13 protein-coding genes and 1 tRNA gene are annotated in these 22,047 nt (G+C 49.0%); 9 read left to right on the top strand and 5 right to left on the bottom strand.

All coding sequences use genetic code 11. From position 1 onward, the window contains the following. Positions 1-14 precede the first annotated feature (14 nt). From glmM to LDN30_RS10585, 8 genes are all read left to right on the top strand, one after another. Positions 15-1,406 (top strand): phosphoglucosamine mutase, encoded by a 1,392-nt coding sequence (gene glmM, locus LDN30_RS10620; protein ID WP_223928123.1) that lies wholly within the window; start codon positions 15-17, stop codon positions 1,404-1,406. 49 nt (positions 1,407-1,455) lie between these two features. After that, positions 1,456-2,712 (top strand): DUF1015 domain-containing protein, encoded by a 1,257-nt coding sequence (locus LDN30_RS10615; RefSeq protein ID WP_223928124.1) that lies wholly within the window; start codon positions 1,456-1,458, stop codon positions 2,710-2,712. Continuing rightward, entirely contained in the window at positions 2,712-3,293 is a 582-nt protein-coding gene (locus tag LDN30_RS10610; protein ID WP_223928125.1) for an IMPACT family protein, read from the top strand. The genes LDN30_RS10615 and LDN30_RS10610 overlap by 1 nt, the downstream gene beginning before the upstream one ends. 70 nt (positions 3,294-3,363) lie before the next feature. Continuing rightward, positions 3,364-4,605: a type IX secretion system plug protein gene (locus LDN30_RS10605; protein WP_223929460.1), complete on the top strand. Its 1,242-nt coding sequence runs from the start codon at positions 3,364-3,366 to the stop codon at positions 4,603-4,605. Positions 4,606-4,830: 225 nt separating this feature from the next. Continuing rightward, positions 4,831-4,919: transfer RNA gene (locus LDN30_RS10600), tRNA-Ser, on the top strand. 456 nt (positions 4,920-5,375) lie between these two features. Beyond that, entirely contained in the window at positions 5,376-5,843 is a 468-nt protein-coding gene (gene msrC / locus LDN30_RS10595; protein ID WP_223929459.1) for a free L-methionine (R)-S-oxide reductase MsrC, read from the top strand. Positions 5,844-5,883: 40 nt separating this feature from the next. Further along, entirely contained in the window at positions 5,884-7,176 is a 1,293-nt protein-coding gene (locus LDN30_RS10590) for a YihY/virulence factor BrkB family protein (RefSeq protein WP_223929458.1), read from the top strand. A gap of 280 nt (positions 7,177-7,456) precedes the next feature. Beyond that, a complete protein-coding gene (locus tag LDN30_RS10585; protein ID WP_223929457.1) occupies positions 7,457-11,905 on the top strand; it encodes a choice-of-anchor J domain-containing protein in 4,449 nt (1,482 codons plus the stop codon). 948 nt (positions 11,906-12,853) lie between these two features. Here LDN30_RS10585 and LDN30_RS10580 read toward each other — a convergent pair. The 5 genes from LDN30_RS10580 to LDN30_RS10560 all read right to left on the bottom strand — a co-directional run bounded on the left by LDN30_RS10580 (position 12,854) and on the right by LDN30_RS10560 (position 20,946). Further along, positions 12,854-13,306, bottom strand: coding sequence for a BRO-N domain-containing protein (locus LDN30_RS10580; protein ID WP_223929456.1), 453 nt, complete (start codon positions 13,304-13,306; stop codon positions 12,854-12,856). 940 nt (positions 13,307-14,246) lie between these two features. After that, positions 14,247-16,355: a choice-of-anchor J domain-containing protein gene (locus LDN30_RS10575; RefSeq protein ID WP_223929455.1), complete on the bottom strand. Its 2,109-nt coding sequence runs from the start codon at positions 16,353-16,355 to the stop codon at positions 14,247-14,249. A gap of 515 nt (positions 16,356-16,870) precedes the next feature. After that, a complete protein-coding gene (locus LDN30_RS10570) occupies positions 16,871-18,406 on the bottom strand; it encodes an efflux MFS transporter permease (RefSeq protein ID WP_223929454.1) in 1,536 nt (511 codons plus the stop codon). Positions 18,407-18,430: 24 nt separating this feature from the next. Then, a complete protein-coding gene (locus tag LDN30_RS10565; RefSeq protein ID WP_373316561.1) occupies positions 18,431-19,636 on the bottom strand; it encodes an HlyD family secretion protein in 1,206 nt (401 codons plus the stop codon). Positions 19,637-19,638: 2 nt separating this feature from the next. Beyond that, positions 19,639-20,946: a TolC family protein gene (locus LDN30_RS10560; RefSeq protein WP_223928137.1), complete on the bottom strand. Its 1,308-nt coding sequence runs from the start codon at positions 20,944-20,946 to the stop codon at positions 19,639-19,641. 237 nt (positions 20,947-21,183) lie between these two features. Between LDN30_RS10560 and LDN30_RS10555 the strand changes: the two genes are divergently transcribed. Further along, positions 21,184-22,047, top strand: a complete 864-nt coding sequence (locus LDN30_RS10555; protein ID WP_223928138.1) for a helix-turn-helix domain-containing protein — start codon at positions 21,184-21,186, stop codon at positions 22,045-22,047.

Raw genomic sequence — 22,047 nt, 5'->3', positions numbered from 1 at the left:
AAAATTTTAAGAATATGACACTTATCAAATCCATATCGGGCATACGCGGAACAATCGGTGGACGGTCAGGCGATACGCTTAATCCGCTTGACATTGTGAAATTCGTTTCGGCTTACGCCACTTTCATCGGAAGAAAGAATCCAGAAAAGAAATTGCAGATTGTCGTCGGTCGCGATGCACGCATCTCCGGACCGATGGTTAAGAATGTAGTGTGCGGAACATTGATGGGTATGGGAGCTGACGTTATAAACATCGGTCTCGCCACAACACCAACAACAGAACTTGCCGTCAGAATGAGCCATTCCGATGGTGGAATAATAATAACCGCAAGCCACAATCCGCGCCATTGGAACGCTCTTAAACTACTCAACAACGAAGGCGAATTCCTTACAAAGGATGACGGCAACGAAGTGCTTGAGATTGCTGATAAAGAGGACTTTACATTTGCTGATGTCGACACTCTTGGCTCGTATACTGAGGACAATACTTACGACCAGAAACACGTTGAGGCCGTTACAGCCCTCGGCCTCGTCGATCTCACTGCTATCCGCAATGCACACTTCAAGGTTATCGTCGACTCAATCAACTCTGTCGGTGGAATAATTCTTCCGAAACTGCTTGACGCTCTGCATGTTGACTACAAGTTCCTCAACGGAACTGCCGATGGCAACTTCCAGCATAATCCAGAACCTCTCGAGAAGAATCTCGGAGGAATAATGGGTGAGATGGCAAAAGGCGGATATGACCTTGGCATCGTCGTTGACCCTGATGTCGACCGCTTGGCCTTCATTCAGGAGGATGGCAAAATGTATGGTGAGGAGTACACGCTTGTAACAGTAGCCGACTATATTCTTGACCACGTTAAGGGCACCACAGTATCGAATCTCAGTTCCACCCGCGCTCTCCGCGATGTCACCGAGAAACATGGATGCAAATACTATGCAGCAGCCGTCGGTGAGGTCAATGTGACCACGAAGATGAAGGAAGTTGGTGCTGTAATCGGTGGTGAGGGCAACGGCGGAGTCATCTATCCGGCACTTCACTACGGACGTGATGCCCTCGTGGGAATAGCTCTCTTCCTCTCTTCCTTAGCACAGAAAGGGGTTAAAGCATCAGAGCTCAGAAAGACGTTCCCACAGTATTTCATCGCCAAGAACCGCATCGACCTTACTCCGTCAACGGATATCGACGCTATTCTTAATAATGTTAAGGCGAAGTACGGAAAAGAAAAGGATGTACATGTCACGGATATCGACGGTGTGAAACTCGACTTCCCCGACAAGTGGGTTCACCTCCGTAAGAGCAACACTGAGCCGATTATAAGAGTTTACAGTGAGGCCCACACCTTAGAGGAGGCCGACAAACTGGGCAAGGAGTTCATGGAGATTGTGCGTCAGCAACAGTAAATAGTTTTTTATCAACTAATTCATAACATAATAAAACATCATTCTAACTATGGCAACAGTTAAACCATTCAGAGGACTTCGTCCGCCTAAGGACCTTGTTGAGAAAGTAGAATCGCGTCCGTATGACGTTCTCGATTCTGAGGAGGCCCGTCAGGAGGCTGGTGACAACGAGATGAGTCTTTATCATATCATCAAACCGGAAATTAACTTCGAACCGGGCACCAGCGAGTACGATCCACGCGTTTATGAGGAGGCAACACGGCAATTCAAGAAATTCCAGGACAACGGATGGCTTGTCCAGGACAAGGATGAGCACTACTACATCTATGCTCAGACCATGAACGGCAAGACCCAGTATGGAATCGTCCTTGGAGCTTATGTTCCCGACTACCGCAATGGGGTCATCAAGCGTCATGAGCTTACACGTCGCGACAAGGAAGACGACAGAATGAAGCATGTCTTTGCCACCAACGCTAACATGGAGCCGGTATTCTTCGCCTATCCCGACAACAGTGTTCTCAACGACCTGCTCAACAGATACGCCAAGGAAGAGCCCGTCTACGACTTCATAGCTCCTATCGACGGCTTCCGCCATCAATTCTGGATTGTCAGCGACAAGAACGATATCGATACTATTACACGTGAGTTCAGCAAGATGCCGAGCCTTTATATCGCCGACGGCCATCACCGCTCAGCAGCTGCATATCGTGTCGGTGAGGAGAAAGCCAAAGAGGCTAAGGCTAAGGGCACATACACCGGTAAAGAAGAGTTCAACTACTTCATGGCTGTATGCTTCCAGGAGTCACAGCTCACTATCCTCGACTACAACCGTGTCGTGAAGGATCTTAACGGAATGACTTCGGAGGAATTCCTCAAGAAACTCGGCGACGACTTCGCTGTCGAAAAGAAGGGTGCCGACGAATACCGTCCAAAAGAGCTCCATGAGTTCTCTCTCTATCTCGACGGCGAATGGTACAGTCTGAAAGCTAAGGAGGGCACTTACGACAACAACGACCCAATCGGTGTGCTCGATGTCGACATCTCAAGCCGTCTGATCCTCGACAAGCTTATGGGAATCAAGGATTTACGTTCCGATAAGCGCATCGACTTCGTTGGTGGACTCCGTGGACTGAAGGAGCTCAAACGCCGCGTCGACAATGGTGAGATGCGCTGGGCTCTGGCTCTCTATCCTGTCACCATGAAGCAGATTATGAACATCGCCGACAGCGGAAAGATTATGCCGCCAAAGGCAACATGGTTTGAACCGAAACTCCGTTCTGGTCTTATTGTCCACAAACTCGATTGATGGAAGATACCTACAGAACTATAGACAATAACATTGGCGAGGGCTACTACACCGAGAAACGTAGTAAGTTCCTCGCCTTTGCGCATCACATAGAATCAGCCGATGAGGCCATGGAAATCGTAAAGCAATATCGGAAGAAGTATTATGATGCGCGCCACTGCTGTTATGCATATATGGTTGGTCCTGAGAGGAATGAGTTTCGTGCCAACGATGACGGCGAACCGTCGTCAACAGCAGGAAAGCCAATTCTTGGACAAATTAACAGCAATGAACTCACCGACATACTCATCGTCGTCATACGCTATTACGGCGGTGTAAATTTAGGTACCGGCGGACTCATCGTCGCTTACCGCACAGCCGCTGCCGACGCCATCAGCCACTGTAAGATTGAGGACCGTATTGTCGAGGAGAAAATAGAATACAAGTTCACTTATCCCATGATGAACTCTGTTATGCACGTTATTAAATCTATGCCGGCAAAAATCGTAGCGCAGCACTTCGACAACAATTGCTCCATTACCATCTCCATTAGGAAGAGTATGGCCGAAGAGCTGCTCTCGCGACTAAGCAAAATATACTAATCAACTTGCTTGTATTGAACATTCGGGCAGGGTGGACCACAAAGCAATAATAATCATACGAAATTCTATTATGATGAAGTTACTGATATCTATCTGTCTCATAGCCTTAACACCGCTTTGCGCCTTTGCTCAGCGCAATGAGGTTTTAGCCCCGAACATCCGGTCCCTTACCGTTGTTGCCGATCAAAATTGGCAGTCGATGCCGGTTGTGCAGCTTGGTGGAAGTATCGAAATTGGTTTCGACGATATGACCCACACCTACCACCGTTATGCATATAAGATACAACCTTGCAATGCCGACTGGACCGTCAACGACCAACTCTTTGAGAGCGATTATATTTGCGATTTCTCGTCCGACAACATCATAGAGGATGTCAAGGAGTCACTCCTTACGACAAAAGAATACACACATTACAAGTTCAATATCAGCGGCATACTGCTTTCGGGCAACTATCTCGTGACTGTTTACGACAACAACGACAATGACGACCCCATAATAAAAGCTTATTTCATGGTTGCCGAGCCAAAAGAAAAATCGATGGGAGTAAGCCTTAGTGCCACCACCAACACCGACGCTTCGATAAATCAAACTGACCAGCAGATTAGCATGGAAGTGAGCTTCGACAACTATAACGTCAGCCAGCCCGAATCGCAAATAAAAACCGTTGTCCTGCAAAACGGACAATGGCATGATGCGCGAGTCAATCTGAAACCACAATATATTATGGCCGGAAAACTCAGATGGGAACACAACCGCGGACTAATCTTTCCGGCCGGCAACGAATATCATAAATTCGAAATACTTCAGACCGACGCTGCATCGATGGGGGTCGATCGTATATCGTGGGACTCCGTCGAATATCATGCCTACCCATTCATCAACACCTCAAGGCCATATTATGTATATGACGAGGATGCCGACGGCGCATTCTTACTCCGCAATTCCGATAACTATAATGCCGAAAACGAAAGTGATTATATGCTCGTCCACTTTCAGCTCCAGTGCCCCGAAGTAAAAGGAGCCGACGTCTACGTCAACGGATGGTTCACCAACGACCGTTTTCTGCCGGAATACAAAATGAACTACAACCCGAACTCTCAACGCTACGAGGCTGTTATACCACTTAAATTCGGTTATTACAACTATCAGTATTTAATGACATCGGCCGACGGACAAATATCGCGACTCCCCTATGAGGGCAACTTCTATCAGACGGAAAACCGTTATCAAGCCTTTGTCTACTACCGCCCCCTTGGCGGACGATATGATCGATTAGTGGGCTATAATGAACTGAAGTTTGCCAATAGGTGAAAAAAATATGGATAATAGTGGGCTATAATGAACTGAAGTATGCCAATAGGTGAAAAAAATATGGATAATAACGGGCTATAATGAAGTGAAGTATGCCAATAGATGAAAAAATATGGATAACAGCGGGCTATAATGAACTGAAGTTTGCCAATAGATGAAAAAATAATGGATAATTTTTCTTAGTTTCCAAAATATTCATTACCTTTGCATCCGCAAACAAAGCAAGGAAGGTTGGCAGAGTGACCGAATGCGCTAGACTCGAAATCTGGTATACCCATTACGTGGTATCGGGGGTTTGAATCCCTCACCTTCCGCAAAGCACTGAAAAAGGAAGACCAATGTGAGCTTCCTTTTTTCGTTATATACCAACGAGTTAGGAATCTATTAGCTTATATATCAATGATTTATTGGGTAATATAGGGAAAGACATGGTAAAAAGCGAACGCCCTATAACGCCTGATTATGCTCGATAACGCCCGACGTGTGCGATACCTATGCAATACCCTTAAAAAGAAAATGCATTACCAATGTTAAATTATTTAATAAGAAGAGCTAAGAATTGAAAAATAGTGTTCCTCTATATTACTTTCAACTCTCCGGCTCTTGATGCATTGACCTTATCGTCTCCTAACTGTTGTTTACCATTCAGCAGTTCAAATGCGGCGTTATCAGCAGGAGGCAAATAATGAATGAAAAATTTGTTGTTTCCGATTAAAGTTACTACATTTGCTACTTCAAAAATATAGAAGATAGCGAAAAGATAAGCAACAATGGACAAGAATAAAGTTTACGAGCAGATGGCGGTGCAGACGAGGAGTCTGGTCGATGGCGTAGACAATGTGGTAGGAGCTTTGGCCAATGTGATTGCGTTGCTGAAGGAGGAGATGCCTTGTTTCTTTTGGGTTGGTTTCTATATCGTAAAGGATGGTTGTTTGCAGCTCGGACCATTCCAGGGACCGGTGGCTTGCTACAGCATTGAGAAGGGTAGGGGAGTCTGTGGCACTGCCTGGGCTAAGGCCCAGACGCTCGTTGTTCCCGATGTGCACCGTTTCCCCGGTCATATTGCTTGTTCGTCGCAATCCAATTCCGAGATTGTCGTACCCGTCATCAATGGCGATGAGGTCGTTGCCGTAATCGATGTCGACAGCGAGGATTTTGATGCTTTCGACGATGATGACAAGCGTGGATTGGAGTCAATAGGCCGGATTGTAGCACCACTCCTCGCCATGGGATATTGAATTCTCTCGCTGCCCGTTCTGAAATACTAACCGAATCTGTATGAAGAAACTGAATATTCACTTCCGCAGCATAATCCGCAAACTCCGCGTGAAGATGGAGACGAGCTACAGTCTGCCGTGGCGCGACGACTTTGGAGGCTATCTGCTACAGCGCGGTTATCTGCTCTACCGGAATCTGTTCGTCAAGCGTCACTGGGACTATGCCGCCCAACTCACTTTCAACACTTTCATGGCCCTTATCCCTGCCTTTGCCATCATCTTCGCCATCGGTAAGGGATTAGGATTCGAGGGTTATATCCTCTCTTGGTGCAAGTATGTATTCTCGGCCCAACCTCAAGTCTACAAAGCCATCGTGAGCCTGTCGGAGTCCTACATCCAGTATGTCCACACCCGCGTCATCGTCATTGCTGGTATCGCCGTCATGCTTTGGAGCGTCTTCCGGTTGTTTATGGATATAGAGAGGGTTTTCAACGATATATGGGAAGTCGAGGAAGACCTGCCATTGCAGAAGCGGCTAATCTATTATGTTGCCATCATCTTCTGTGCACCCATCGTCATCATCCTTTGCAGCTCATTCACCATCTATAGCTACGTTCTTCTCGACTACCTCCCAGCCATCCAGTACATCACTCCTATCATGCACTGGGCTACAGCCATTATCGGACCCATCCTGCTGCTATGGCTGTTCTTTCTGTGCGTTTATACCGGCATTCCACACACTCCGGTGCCTTTCCGGCATGCTCTGTGGCCGTCGCTTTTAGCCAGTGTCTGCATCATGCTGCTCCAGATGGCGTATGTCCATCTGCAGGTTCTCGTCACGAGCTACAGCATCATTTATGGTAGCTTAGCCGCTATTCCTCTCTTTTTGTTGTGGTTGCAGATTTCATGGTATATCAGCATTGGCTGCGCTGAACTCACCCACGCCAATCAGGACTTGGCTATAGGCAACGTCGACAAGACTACAGAATACACGATGAATGAGTCTCTCGCTCAGTGCCTCATCATCCTCGACATTCTCATCGACCGACAGCAGGCAGGCCATAGTCCGCTAAGTCTCAAGCAGTTGCAGCAACGCACCCTTTTCTCCCGTCCCGAACTCACACAGTGTCTCTCACGGATGGAAACTTGCGGCATCGTCTACGCATCGCAGTCGCATCACCGCAATGGCACAATCTACACTCTTAGCCAGAACACTCAGAACATCAAGGCCGATGAGGTCATAGTCCGACTGATGAGCACCCGCATGAAAGATTCCGGTCGTCAGCCCATGGACCCGAAGGTTCTCGACAAGATAAAGACCTTTCATATTCATGTCGACAGCCCCAAAGCTTAGCGAATCCGCCATTCCCCGCAAATCCCCGGTGTTACTCATTTCTGGTGGCAATAGCCCCACCGACATTAGATTTTAAACTTCAACCAAAAAGCCAAATACCATAGTTCCCCAAAAAGCGACTATGAGGCCAGTCGTCTATAGGTTATGCGAAGCTGATGAACCTAAATTCGTCCACACGGAAACGAATAAATAGCTGAAAATTGTCGCTTATTTCGTATTTTTTTGTAATTTTGCACCCTCAAACCAATAAAATTTTTACTTCCTAATAAATGAAAAAAATATGAAAATTCTTGTCAGTACTTTGCTTATGGCATGCGTTGTGCCGATAAGCATGCAGGCTCAAACCTTGCATAAGGTGCGGACGGATATGGCAGAGACACTTCCAAAAGTGGACAATGCCAAGTTAAAACGCGTAAGGCATGGTATCTTTAACGACAAGACACCGCAGCGGTGGACTGGTCAAAAACCATTGCCAATTGTTCCCAAAAATTTTAACACGACACACAAGTCACAAGCGGCGACACCGCTTTACACTACGGCCGCAGGCACTAAGCTCTACGGCAACGTAATCTATGCAAAGTCGTGGGAGGACTTGCTGAACAGTGGTGCCCAGTCGTTCCCTTTCGGTATCTACTCTTTTACGGCCAATGACAACACCACGTTCACCCCGATAGTAGAGAGCAACGACCTCTATGCCAACGGCGGAGCTTACTACAACGATGGCACTTATCATTTCGTCACCCGATATACCGATCCTTTCACTAACGAGGAAAAAGTGGTATACTACGAATATGACGCCAACACATGGGAACGAACCACGAAAGAAGCTTACGACGATGCCACGTTAGTAGCCTCCGACCTCACCTATGACCCCGTAAACGACCAGGTTGACGGTTGCTTTGTCAACGACAACGGCGATGGATGGGTGTTAGGCTATGTCGACTACAGCATGCAATATCGCTATGCAGCCAACGAAGACCTTGGCGACCTGCGCATGGTGGGTATGGCAGCTAATGAGGATGGCGAGATTTATGGTATAGGCAGCGATGGCATTCTCTACAAGATTGATGGCGACACCTTCGACTATGAGCAGGTCGGCGAAACGGGAGTCAGTGTCAGTACAGCTCCCCAGAGCGCCGCTTTCGACCCTAAAACCGGCATCCTCTATTGGGCAGCCCAGCTCAGCGACGGCACTGCTACTCTCTACACCGTCGACACCGAGACAGGTGCTGCCACAAAGGTGACCGACTTCAATGATGCTCAGGAGGTTACGGGATTATACATTCTCCTTCCTGAGGCAAGCGATGAAGCTCCGGCAGCGGTCACCACTCTCAGCGCATCGTTCACTAATGGCTCAACGACCGGTACAGTTAGTTTCACGGCTCCCACTACGACATACGACGGCAGCCAACTTGAAGGCACTATCACCTACGCCATCAGCATCAACGGCGAGGAGAAGGCTACTGGGACGACGACGCCAGGAGCTGTGGTGACGGCAAATGTCGAAAATGCTCCGGAGGGCACAGCAACGATAGAAGTAACTCTCAGCAACGACAAAGGAAAGAGTCCCAAGGCTCAGACTTCCATGTGGATTGGTCCTGACGAGCCACTGGAGCCCAAAGCTATTACCGTTACGGCCAATGAGGCTCAGGGAACTGTTGCTCTCAGTTGGCAAGCGCCAACGGCTGGTGTTCACGACGGCTACGTCAATGCCTCTGATATTACTTATACCGTCACACGGCAGCCCGACGACACCATTGTAGCCAAAGGTATTAAGGCAACAACATTCACCGACCATCTGCCTGCAAACAAGCCCCTTACAGCTTATTATTATAATGTAAAGGCAGTCAACGGAAAACATGAGGGCAAGAGTGCGTCATCAGCCCGCGTAGTTTACGGCGATGCCCTGCAAGCACCTTATTTCGAGGATTTCGACAGTCGCTCGTCTTTCGATTTGTTCACCGTCATCGACAACAATCACGACGGCAGCACATGGAACTATGGCTATCAGGATGCACGATACTTCGGCAGTGAGAAAAACGATGCCGACGACTGGCTCATCACTCCTGCCATCCACCTAAAGAACGACCGCTCTTACGTCATCGGATTCAAGTTCAAGGCAGCATCGGAGACTTACACCGAGAAACTCGCCATGGCCATAGGAACCGGCGATAACCCGACGACATACGATGTCATGCTCGAACCTACAGAGTTCAACTCCAGCAGCAATCTCACCTATGAGCAGGAGATAACCACCGGCGAGGAGGGCGACTATCACTTGGGCTTCCATGCGCTGAGCGAGAAAAACAACTGGACAATCTCGGTAGACTCCATAAGCATAGCAGAGGGCACTCTGTTTGCTGCACCGGGTAAGGCCACTAATATAACTGTCACTCCCGCCGACAAAGGCGCTCTCAAAGCCGATATTGCATTCGACGCACCCACAAAATCGTATAAGGCCGGACCACTGACGACTGCTCTTGACAGTGTAGAACTGATGAGGGATGGCAAAGTGATTAACGTGTTCAGAAACGTAAATCCGGGCGATCATCTTACTTTCACCGATGACAAGCCCTCGAACGGCAACCATGAATACAGTGTCGTTGCTTACAATAATAGCGGACGCGGGGCAGAAGCCTCTGCTACGGCATGGATAGGCATCGACACACCGCTCATGCCCACAAACATCAAGATTAAAGACCAGACAAACAACTTCCTCATCACCTGGGACGCGCCGACATCAACGGTGGGAGAGCACGGTGGCTACGCCGATTTGTCGAGTCTGAAATATAATGTATACGACCGAAACGGCAACAACATGATCCGTAATATCACCGACCGCCAGTTCAGCGACAAATTGTCGGCACGCACCGGCGAACAGTATCTTCTCTATTACGGCGTGGCAGCAGCCAATGCCGGAGGTATTGGCGAGCTCGGAACGAGCAACTATATCGTTGCCGGAACACCTTACAAACTGCCGTTCCACGAGGGATTCCCTAATGGAGGCATGGAGAACAAGATGTGGTGGTTTGGAGCCAAATATGATGGTGGCGACTTCCTCATCAACTACGATGGCGGCAACGAGAGCACACCGGGTTCTACTTTCTTCCAAGCATCTGAACAAGGTGGTGAAGGATATCTGAATTCAGGTAAGATTGACATTTCTACAGCCAGCCGCCCCGGACTGCTGTTCTACTACTACGCTGTTCCCGGCAAGGATGTGAGAATAAGCGTCGGCGCGAAAGTGCAGACCGACTCCGTGGCCCATCTTGGAACCATCGATATGGCATCAGACAACGGCAAGGTGGGCTGGCGTCCGGCATTCTTCGACCTTACACCGCTCAAAGATGCCAAATACATAACGTTGGCGTTTGTAGGCGGAGGCAACGACACTAACACCCGTTTTGTCATCGACGACATCAATGTGCGCGATTTCAAGGCCCGTGACCTATCGGCAGAGCTGCAAGACCCGGCCGTAGTCCGCATGGGACAGGACAATGCGATAAGTGCCAGTGTGAAGAATAATGGTGTGGAGGCTGTCGACGGCTGGAAGGCTATGCTATATGCCGACGGCGAGCCTGTCGACAGTCTCAGCGGCGAGGAAATCGAGGCATTTGCCGACACGATACTTACTTTCAACTATCATCCATCAGTGACCGAAACGAAGGATTCCGTCCAGCTGCTGGCAAAGGTTACATTCGGTGCTGATGAGGGTGAGATAAGTTATACAACGAAAGCCGTGAACGTGAGAACCAGTAAGCCGGATTATCCTGTGGCTACTGAGCTGACCGTTCAAGAGAACCAGAACACTGCTACGCTGAACTGGACGGCACCCGTGATAGACAACAAACCAGTGACTGACGACTTTGAGAGCTACGAGCCTTGGATTACTGACGGCATTGGCAATTGGACGGTCTACGACGGCGATGGTGTCAACACCATGCAATATTCCGACATCTGGATTCCTAACGCCGGAAAGCCAATGGCATTCGAGGTGTTCGACACACGCTATGAGACCCTCGACCTCGGATTCCGCAAATTCCTCACTCCTCACAGTGGCAATCAGTATCTTGTGGCCTTCGACCCGAGTCCGTCGTATGCCGACAAAGCCAACGACTGGCTCATCAGCCCCAAACTCTCGGGCAAGGCGCAGACTATCAACTTCTTCGCTAAGAGTATGGCCTCGTTGTATCCCGAGACATTCGAAGTATTGTATTCCACGACCACATCCGACCAGGCAGCTTTCACAAGCTTACAGACCATACAGAATGTTCCCGGTGGCCTGAACTGGACAGAATACAATATCGATTTGCCGGAGGGTGCACGCTACTTCGCCATCCGCGTCGTATCCGTGGCTAACGATGCCTTAGCTTTCATGCTTGACGACATCACCTACGCACCAGCTACGCTCGTTATTGAGGGATATAACATCTATCGCGATGGAAAGCTCGTGGCTACCGCAGGTGCTAATGCTACAACATTCTCTATAGAGAGCGACGGCAAGACAGGACATTCATATCAGCTGAGTGTGGTTTACGACCAGGGCGAGTCGCTGCCCGTCACAGCAACCATCGTCGACGGTATCGATAATATCCAAATCGACAAAGCCCATCCTGCCAATGTCTACTCGCTCGACGGCATTCTTGTCCGCGATTGTGCAACGACGCTCAGCGGTCTGCCGCAAGGCGTGTATATTATTGATGGACAGAAGATTGTGATAGGGAAGTAACCCTGCATTATCATAATTTTAAGGAGATGCACCGGAAGATTTAGGTCTTTTGGTGCATCTTGTTTTTATTATAATAAGTCGGAAAAAATATGCCCGCATTGTTTTCAGATGCCCCCGATTTTCTCCGCTCAGCGCTGTAAGCCCCCCCACGTTCCTAGTATTATATCCACATGTCGCCATGCCCCCTGCAACGACTCCACAAAGTTATAGCATCCTTTTTGCTTTTCCAAATTTCAGCCATCTATTGCCGTTAAAATCCGTTAAAAGCAGCCTGAAAACGTCATTTCCCTCCTTATTGCCATTATAGCAGCTGCCGGTCAAGCGATTATTCTATTGCTGCCTATAATTTCCTATGGCTGTCTGTCGAGGCTATGCCAGCCTATCGAGTTTTATGGTTGCCTATAGTTGTCTATAGTTCCTATGATTTCCTATAGTTTCCTATAGCCAGCCTATCGAGTCCTGCGGTTTCCTATCGAGTCCTATAGTTTCCTATGCTTCACTATGGCAGCCTATAGCCGACGAGGGGCGTAAATCTCCGTTTACAAGGCTGCCCCGTTTTAGTCCCCCTTCCTATGCTGAAGGCTGTTCCCCCCGTTTCGTAATCCTCCCTTACCCTGGCAAACGGGTGAACGATCGTTCAACCTGATCAACATGGGGTCACATTTTGTTACCCCATCCTCACCCGTCTCAATAACGTTTCTATCCAATTAGCATTGACCTTTATTCCATGATCAATTGGCATTTGTAGCGTGGGAAGAAGAGCGTAATTACTTGATGATGAAGTCATTGCAGCACTCATCCACCGTAGTGGCGGAGTTTATCCCCGTCCTACCAACAGCGGACAAGATACAAAGCAATTGCCCAGCAGCAGCGAGGATTGGGATAAATCCCACCCCTACTGTGGTTGAGTGCTGCAAACGTCTCAATATCAGATGGTTACGCAGAACATTAGACATGGTTGTGCGTCGGAAATAAATGCAGAGATTCGGTCTGGCGACCGACCGGACGGCCATAAAGGCCGCCCCTGCAAGTGGATAGGTGCAGCACAAGTAATGATGCCAAACTCCGGATGCGCGATGTGATGAGCTTCATGGTGGAAGTCGTGACGTAGGCACCGTGGCGTCGGATTGTGGGCAGCACCTCGGCCGTGACCCAGTGCTTGAACAGCCTCGCCTGCGGCGGCTTGGAGGAGAGGACGAGGGAGTAGAGCCCCGACTCGGTGATGATGGTCATGCCGCGTGGAGATTCAAAACTGCTGTTTTGGCAGTTTTGCTTATCCTCATCATCAACATGCTTCTTGGGTGCTCCGAACGCGTCAGCGTATCCCTGTGCCACGGCCACGTCCTTTCCCACTAACCACGGTTCGCCGTCTCTTTCGATAGCCCGGATGTCTCCGAACATTCTCCCCAAACGCAACAACGCAACAACGCAACATTTATAGCTATCGCATGTCTGCAAAATTAGAAATGTAAAATAAGAAGAAATAATATGTAATTATATAAAGTATTTATTATTAATTATATATACTATATTATAATATATAATAATATAATATATTTTTACTCTATAGTCTCATTTTGGCCGAATTCCCCGTCGCATGTCAGAATCGGCCTTATGCGACGGTGCGACGCATGGGAATTTTGGGTTAGATTTTAGGAGCATCATTGTTAATTGGCTTCGACCTAATTTCCCCCAACCGTAACAACGTAACAGCGTAACACCGTAACATTTATAGCTATCGCATGTAGACAATATTACAGGAAGCAATCTGCTTTGTCGCCTATTACCACATTCCCTTTATGGGCATCTGCTTATTGACTGACAAACAATAAATATGCGCTTTCTATACAATAAATACGCCCCGCGCAAACAATAAATATGGGAAAATGATGTTTTTCGGCCGCTGTTAACAGATTTTAACGGCAATATAGGGCGAAAATTTGGAATCGGCGATTTTGTTTGCTACCTTTGCCGACAGAACGAATCCTCACCGAATTCCCATTTCCCCCACGGGCGGTCCCCCACCGCCACGACAATCATAGATTCCGGCAGCACATCTGACAAACCCTCGCCGCGACGGCGAAAAAACCGAATTTCCGAGAGGAAAATATTGAAAGCCATAGAGCTGTTTCCACACGCCAAGACAATCATTTACCCATTGCGCCCTAATAAGAACGCTCGCCGCGACGAAGAAGAGATCTAATTCCCGAGAGGAAAATATTGAAAGCGACAGAATGAATGTATGGTTATGTTTGAGAGGAGCTATAAAACAAATCGCACGGATTACATATCCCGATATAAGGATGCATAATCCGTGCGAAAAGAATCAGTCTGAGTGAGGTTATTTTACCAAAATTTTACGGCCGCCAACGATATATAATCCTTTGGGGAGTCCTGCAAGCGAAGTGGCGTGGCGACGCAGCAGCACACCGCTGACACTGTAAACATCGAATGCCGACGGACGTGCTTCGGTCATCAATTCGTCGATGCCCGTTGCAGCTGCGAGCTTGAGCTGTACGTTGTCGAGATAAACGTAGTAGCTGTTAGCGGCATCACTGAAATCGTGAAAACCGAACATATAATCACCGTCAGCCTCCGGTTTGATGTTGAACGTATAGATGGTAGCCACCTTGTCGGTTCCGGCCAGCGTATCGGGCGAGAACACCTCCGAGACATTGGTGTAGAGACTCGGGGCATAACCTTGGCCATAAGCCACTTGGAACTTCTCGTTGTATCGTTTGTTCTGTCTCCAGGCTGTGAACGAGAGCTCGTAAGTATTGCCCTTCTTGAGATTAAAGCGAGGTGTGAGCACCCAGTCGTCGGCAGCACCTAAACTGTTGGGTTGATACTCCAGAGCTTCCTCGTAAGCGGCATAATCCCAGAATCCGCTCTTGATGCTGAACCCATAGTCGGGATAATCCTCGACCTTCTTGTCGCCATTGGCGTCGATGCTGGTATAAGCATCGAAAGAGCTCTCGGTATCGAATGTCTCCTTGTACGGTTTATCCTCCGTTACGTCGACAGCTGGACCATATGCAAAATCGGCAGTCTTGGCCTCATCAGAGAGATGCGAACCATTGACCGCAACGACACCAAACTGATACTTGGCATAACCATCAGCCGCAAGAGCATACTCAGCCTTGTTGCCCTCAACATTCTCAGCCACAAGTTGTTTATTCGTACCACGATATGCATATACGTTGTATTTCAGCGTGTTAGGGTCGAAATAGCCTTTGTGCAGCGTAGAGTCGGGAGCCTGCCATGTGATGGTGGCTTTGTCGTCGGCAACGGTCATCTTCACGTCTGTTGGCACCGATGTCTCGTCGAGGCCAATATAGCTGCGCCATACAGCGGGCTCTCCCTTGCCGGCATCGTTGCTGACGGTGATTTCGAAGCGTGCTGTACCTTCCTTTGCAACGGTTACAGGGGCCGAGACCTTGGCACCGGGGGTAGTGTTGCCGGTAGCCAATACTACGCCGTCGACAGAGACTTCGTAAGTCAGATTGCCACTCAGCTCGCCACCGCCATAAGTGGTTGTAGGAGCGGTGAAAAGAATTTTTCCCGTCAGTGAGCCACCATCAAACTGCTTGCTGATATCCGTTGACGCTCCTGGCGCATTGTCGGCGGCCTTAGGCTTCGGTATGTAGAGCGACACGATTTGCGCGTTCTCGGGGAAGTCAACAATCTTATTCAGTGTCATAGTGGCCACATCGAGCGAGTAGAGTGCACTCACTAACTTGGCATTCTTATTGTCCCAAAGCTGTGCAGCCCAATACATCAGCCCGGTCGACGGGTCAAATGTCGCGCTCTGGACCCTGTTGTAGATTTCCAAACTCTGCTTGTCGAGTCCCAGTGATCCCTCATAAGTAGGCACACCTGCCTTGCTGAGCTTAACCAGATTACCCTTGGCGCTGATAGAGTAGAGGTCGCCTTTGGCATCGGCAGCCAGTGTGCAGTAAGTAGAGTCGACAACTCCTAACGATTTACGGTCGGGGCTCGTGAAGTCCATCTCGCAGAGTTCGAACTTTCCGCTCCAGCTTGTGCAGAGGCCGTAAGTCTTGCAAGTAGTGGGGTCGACGGTGAAATCGGCCGCGCACATGGTGTTGTCGACGTCGATGGGCTTGCGCGTTAACTTCCACGTCTCCATGTCGTAGGTGTAGAGCTGCGTATAATCCTCGCCGTCATAAGAGTCGCTCATGAGGAAGTTATACGTCTTTCCATCCATAACGCCATTGCCAGTAGCGTTGAAGTTGACACTCGTCGCCAATGGCGTCAGAGCGAAATTGTTCTCCGAAGCGGGAAAGGAATAGACGCCCAAACGGCTGTCATAGGTGTTCTCGAAGCTGTTCATGAAGATGAGGTTGCCGTAGAGCGTGGGCACCTTCTCCTGCGCTGAAAGTGTTTGCAACGGCAAAGCAGCGGCCATTGCCAATAGTAAAAGTTTGTTCATAATGTAATTATTAAATAGTTAAGATGCTAACTCGCCACAAAGGTAGTCTTTTTATTCCGAAAAATAAGAACGAATAAGGAGTTTTACAGCATCCGTCTCGATATTCTGCGGATACTCTGCGGTAAATGTAGCATGGTATCATCAGCAAAATAATCAACAATCAACTGTTGTCTGATATAAAGATAGCCACATTCTACATATTATCCTAAAGTAGGCTGTCAAAAAAATAAGCCGTTTTTCGTTTCTTACATTTTTTCTTCCCTATAAGGGATTAAGAGCCTGGCGGTTGAAAAACCGCATTTGCTGAGCCGAGATTTGTTAAATTTTATCCACTCAGTACCAGATTATCGTACGATGAACAAAGGCAACTGTAAGCACAAGTTTTAGACACTTTTCGGAATGAATTCCTAATACTTTTGAACGACAAGCGATAGCTCCGGAATCCTTGTTGCTAAAAAGGCCATGGTCCGCCTCCGTCGAGGTCGGGTCATGGCCGGGTATGAAAAAGTTTAAGTCTAGTGTTCAAGCTCGCGCCGCATCTGCTGTCCGAGTTTGTTCCAATATGGCACATGCTTTAGCGTGGAGCGGACGGGCTGCACATGGTAGAGCATCATCAGCAGCATGAAGGCGCATCCTCCGATGCAGGTGATGCCGTAGAGTTGCTTTATGCCCATCATGATGCTCTGCGTGGTGTCGAAGGGCAGGGCGCGGGCGAGGTTGTCGGCAACGTGATAGCGCAGCAGATAAGAGTATACTCCCGTGCAGACAGAATCGACGACGCCGTTGCGGATGAATCCCGCAATGGTCAGTCCCATGAAGAAGTGCTCGAAAGGCATGAGCTCCTGAAGATAGAGTGTCAGCGTGACGAAGAAGATCGTATAGCCGAAGGAGCGGATGAAGGTCGGGAAGTAGAGCACCTCTATGTCTATTACCGGACTGATAAGTCCGTACATACATATCTGGTAGACTAACAGGAAAGCAAATCCGATGGTCAGCAGTCGTGTGTATGGCAACTTGAGCATCTTCATCCACCACAGACAGAACAGACAGCCGGTGATATTCCCGACAATGACTATGAGGTCGAAGCGTGATGAGGTGAGGAAGCCATAGTGCAGAATCTGTCCTGTGAAGACATTCTCCAATGCCATAGGCGTCGAGTTCATCAGCTCTGCGACGGCGAACATGAAGAGTATTGGCCACAGAGTCTTATAGTGGAATGCCTTCGGGTCGATGTACGGATGGTGCACATGCCGCATGCGCTGAATGGCAAAATAGATGCTCACCGGCAGAGCATACAGGACGTGCCGGAAGACGGCTCCGTCGAACCAGTTGTAGTACTCCCCATAGGTGAAGAGCCATATAACCTGCAAAAGGACGATGGACCAGAGGAGCGCGCCGAGCCAGTCGATGGAAACGAATGGCAGCGGTTTCATGAATCGGAAGTCCTTAGTGCATGTCATGAAGAATATCAGCACGAGCGACAGTAGGGCAATGATGAACACTTGCATCGCCTCCCATGTCCCGAAATAGTAGGTGAGCTGCTTTGCCATAAAGCTCGACAGACTCATATCGCACAATACTATAATGTACAGTAAAGGGAAGAATATGCGGAAGTCCCGTTTCGGAGTCATCCACAACTGAATGTTTGACATTATCTCGAATGTTGCCATCAGTTTCATGTAGCAGCAGACGTATGATATGACACACAGCAGCGGTATCCAGCGTACCCATAATGTCAGCAAGTTGCAAATGATCATTCCGCTGACGGCGAAGATCTCGAGCTGGCGGTTGGTATACCGGAATTTGAGTCGGAAGAGTATTGGGAATGGCATTGCCACTCCCACTATTCCGCACATGGCTATGAACGTAACGTCCTCGCGCATCACGCTCCACTCGCCGACCATCTGCTGCATGCTGCCCATATATACTCCGCCGACCATCTGGAAGATGACAGCGAAGACAATATATAGCCATGGCTGCATGCGGCGTGGTATGAAGTCCTTGACCATGGGCATAGTGAAAGGCCCGTTTAATATTGGTGGTCCTGGCATAGTTGTTTTTTTATTAATCGATAATCAATAATCCACTTTCGTCTCAACGTTCAGTCCGGAAATGAGTTTCGCCACTTCCTTCGGGTTGTTGTCTTTCGTCAGTTCAATCCTGACCGGTACTCTCTGTTCCACTTTCACGAAGTTGCCGGTGGAGTTGTCGACAGGCATGTTGCCGTATGCCGCACCAGTAGCGAGGGATATGGACTCGACGCGACCGTTGAATGTCACGCCCGGAATGGCATCGGCCTGGAAGGTAGCCTTAGCTCCGACAGTGATATTCTTCAGTTGTGTTTCACGATAGTTGGCAATAATCCAAACGTGGTCAGTATTTACGATATTGATGATGAACTGTCCTGGCTGTATCAGTTGTCCGACGTATATATTCTTCCTGCCCACATATCCGTCGCATGGTGCTGTGATGACGGTGTATGACCGGCGCAGACGTGCGAGCTCACTGCCGGAGTGTGCTGCCTTCACACCTGCGCGGCTCTGTGTGAGAGCATGCTCCTGCTGTGTCTTTATCGAAGCGGTGGACAGAGTCTGTGCGTTCGCCTGTGCGAGCCGTGCACTTGCCGCTTTCTGGTTGGCACGTGCCACATTGTGCTGTGCTACGGCCTGGTTGCGGCGTGCCACAGCATTCTGGTAGCGGCTGCGTGCACTCTCATAGGCAGTGCGTGCGTTGTCGTACTGTTGCTGGGTGACAGCCCCTTTCGCAAGGAGTTGCTCGTAGCGGTTAAAGTCTTTATGTGCGTTCTCCATCTCCACGCGCATCTCGTCAGTGCTTGCCTGCGACGACTGTACGGCGGCACCGGCAGCGGATGTCTGCGCCGATGCTATCTGCTCGCCCGATCCTGCCACAGCGGCACCGGCATTGGCCGTGGCAACATTGCGGTCGGTGGTGGTCATACCGGCTGATACAGCCTGCTCACCCGACTGCGCTCCCTGTTCGCTGGCCTCAGCCTGCTGCTCCTGAAGGGCAAGCTCGGTATCCTCGAGAACGACGAGCGTATCACCTTTATGGACATACTGGAATTCCTGAAGACGGATTTCCTTGACGAATCCCTGAACGCGGGCGTTGACCGGCGTGAGATCGCGGTGAACCATTGCGTTGTCGGTCCACTCGTTAAATCCCGGATGCAGGAAACGAACACAAATATATACAACTCCGATAACCAGTAAGGCTATCACTACAATGTTATAGGCCTGAAGGACCTGCTTTCTCTTTCTCATAATCAAATTTCTCCTGAAATATATTTCATCTTATAATAAGCTTCTGCTACTGCAATCTTTGCGTCGGCCTCGCTCAGCTCGGCGTCAAGGCGCATATTGCTGGCGTCGAGCATGTCGGTGATAAGTGCCAACTGATTGTTGTATCTCTCGTTCACGACATCATAGTTCTCACGGGCGAGCTGGACGTTCTTCTGCTGAGTCTCCAGTTCCACATAGCTCTGGAGGTATTCAGTGTAGGACGCCTGGACAGCATTGTTGAGCTGTTCGCGTGCCACGGCTGTCTGTTCCTGTGCCTGTCTGCTCTGGAGCTTTGCCTGACGGAGCTTCTTGTTGCTTTTGAAGAGCGACGACAGCTGATAAGTCACCCCCACTCCCACGTACCATATATTTAGGTTCTTGTCTATCGGCGGCAATTCGAAGGTGATAGGACCATTGAAGTTGTTATTGGCCACGATTGCTACCTTTGGTAACATCTCGCTGCGTGCGATTTTTTCTTTTTGCTTTGCAAGACTGGCATTGACCTCAGAGAGTTGCAGTTGCTGACTGTTTGCAGTCGCTGTCTGCTGCCATGAGGCCTCACCGTCCTTCGGGAAGGTCATCAGCGTGACGTCGTCGGCAGGCTCTACTGTTGTTCCCTCAGGAAGTCCGAGGGTGTTGCACAGCTGGTGGTTGATGATTGCACGCTGGTTGTCAATTTTTGTCAGGGCAAGACGGAGTTGCTGCATCTGGAGCTCATACCGTGTGACATCGTTCTTCAGTGCTACCCCCTGTGAGTAGCGTGCCTTGATATCGTCGATGAGTTTCTGCGTCAGCTCAATGTTCGCCTTCAGCACCCGCTTGCGGTTCTCTATCTTTTCGAGGTTGAGATACTCCGTCAGCGCATTGAATCGAAGAGCCGAGCGGTTCAGCGATGTGCTGAGCTTAGAGCTCTCGAGGCCGAGCTTGGCCATCTCTATACCGGCATCTATGGCACCGCCGGCATATATCGGCTGTCGCACGTCAATATTGAGTGTGTTACCCCAGTGAGGAGTGTGCAGGCCATGCGCGTCGCCAAAGGAACGGTCGGTCATTAATGCGTTGCCAAGATATGACCCCGAGAGTTGTGTGCCGATGTCGGGAAGGCGCTGGCTCTTGGCGTCCTTGACACCTTCCGCGGCAGACTCGATCCCGGTCTTCTGCTCACGGAGCGAAGTGCTGTTCTGCTCTATGAGATCAAAGACACCATTGATGGTAAGGCGGCGTGTGCCCTGGGCAAAACAGAACGCTGCCGACACGAGACCGATTGTAAGCAAAAATAGTCTTTTGTTCATTATTCGTATTGTTAGCATATTCTATTTGAAAACATGGATCTCCTGAGTACTTGTTTTTCGGGTGCAAAGGTACGGCTAAATGACGGATAAATCTATTCGTAAAAATCCAAGATTATTGACGATTTGGGAATAATGTTCACATAAATACAAAAAAATCACTACTTTTGCAGATGAAACAAGAATATTCTTATTTTAATAATGTAATATGATATACTACATAATGTTATAAGAAAAGTAATGAAATTCAATAGAGGAATAAATAGCACTATCCGGAAGCATGGTGTTACATACACAGCTGATGAATCGGAGTTTGCGTCAATGGGCGCTGACAGTCTTGAACGCGAACGGCACGTCATTGACCATGGAGCAATAATCTATTGCTACACGGGCAGGGCTTCTATTCAAGTGAACTTTGACACCTTCGAGATGCATGCCGACAATGTATTGACTCTTTTCCCCGGCGATACCGTTTGGTGGCTTGAATGCAGTGATGATTACCAGGCGGACATCATTCGCTATTCGTCGCAACTGCTCAGAGAGTCGAGTCTGAATATCGAGCAGGCTGTCTTCCGTGAACTCAAAGATGACAGGATATGTACTGATACGCGGATAGCGCAATGTGCAGGCAAGACGTTTTTCTATCTTCTGCGCTATTATTTCGAAGAGCAGTTCTGTCAGAGCATTGACCGTATTGTGATGCTCCAGCTGAATACGTTTTTCTTGGGATTCTACGATTTTATTACAAAGGCTCATCCGCAGCGTGTGCGTCGCTACACATCGCGGACGGAAGAACTCTTCAGGAAGTTTATGGAACTTATCGAGGAGCATTACCGCGAGTGGCACGAGGTGGGTGACTATGCCGATGAGATGTGTATAACACGAAAATACCTTGGGATAATCACTGCAAAGAAGGCCAAGCTCACACCGAAGAGTCTCATTGATGAATATATCGTCTTGCAGCTCAAACTCCGTCTGCGCTCCACCACCATGACCCTTCAGCAGATTGCCGCCGAATTCAAGTTCTCCGATATGGCCTTCTTCACACGCTATTTCAAGGCCCACACCGGTCTTACGCCAACGGCATGGGTAAAGAGGCCATAG

This window comes from Prevotella lacticifex, from assembly GCF_019973375.1.
Lineage (GTDB): Bacteria > Bacteroidota > Bacteroidia > Bacteroidales > Bacteroidaceae > Prevotella > Prevotella lacticifex.
This window is presented reverse-complemented; position numbering and strand designations above follow the sequence as displayed.

What these genes read in the sequence shown, in the direction of transcription:
- LDN30_RS10555 (WP_223928138.1), top strand. Translation starts at nt 21,184, where the DNA reads ATGAAATTCAATAGAGGAATAAATAGCACTATCCGGAAGCATGGTGTT.
- msrC (WP_223929459.1), top strand. Translation starts at nt 5,376, where the DNA reads ATGGACAAGAATAAAGTTTACGAGCAGATGGCGGTGCAGACGAGGAGT.
- LDN30_RS10605 (WP_223929460.1), top strand. Translation starts at nt 3,364, where the DNA reads ATGATGAAGTTACTGATATCTATCTGTCTCATAGCCTTAACACCGCTT.
- LDN30_RS10560 (WP_223928137.1), bottom strand. Translation starts at nt 20,946, where the DNA reads ATGAACAAAAGACTATTTTTGCTTACAATCGGTCTCGTGTCGGCAGCG.
- LDN30_RS10615 (WP_223928124.1), top strand. Translation starts at nt 1,456, where the DNA reads ATGGCAACAGTTAAACCATTCAGAGGACTTCGTCCGCCTAAGGACCTT.
- LDN30_RS10570 (WP_223929454.1), bottom strand. Translation starts at nt 18,406, where the DNA reads ATGCCAGGACCACCAATATTAAACGGGCCTTTCACTATGCCCATGGTC.
- LDN30_RS10580 (WP_223929456.1), bottom strand. Translation starts at nt 13,306, where the DNA reads ATGTTCGGAGACATCCGGGCTATCGAAAGAGACGGCGAACCGTGGTTA.
- LDN30_RS10610 (WP_223928125.1), top strand. Translation starts at nt 2,712, where the DNA reads ATGGAAGATACCTACAGAACTATAGACAATAACATTGGCGAGGGCTAC.
- LDN30_RS10590 (WP_223929458.1), top strand. Translation starts at nt 5,884, where the DNA reads ATGAAGAAACTGAATATTCACTTCCGCAGCATAATCCGCAAACTCCGC.
- glmM (WP_223928123.1), top strand. Translation starts at nt 15, where the DNA reads ATGACACTTATCAAATCCATATCGGGCATACGCGGAACAATCGGTGGA.
- LDN30_RS10565 (WP_373316561.1), bottom strand. Translation starts at nt 19,636, where the DNA reads ATGAGAAAGAGAAAGCAGGTCCTTCAGGCCTATAACATTGTAGTGATA.
- LDN30_RS10585 (WP_223929457.1), top strand. Translation starts at nt 7,457, where the DNA reads ATGAAAATTCTTGTCAGTACTTTGCTTATGGCATGCGTTGTGCCGATA.
- LDN30_RS10575 (WP_223929455.1), bottom strand. Translation starts at nt 16,355, where the DNA reads ATGAACAAACTTTTACTATTGGCAATGGCCGCTGCTTTGCCGTTGCAA.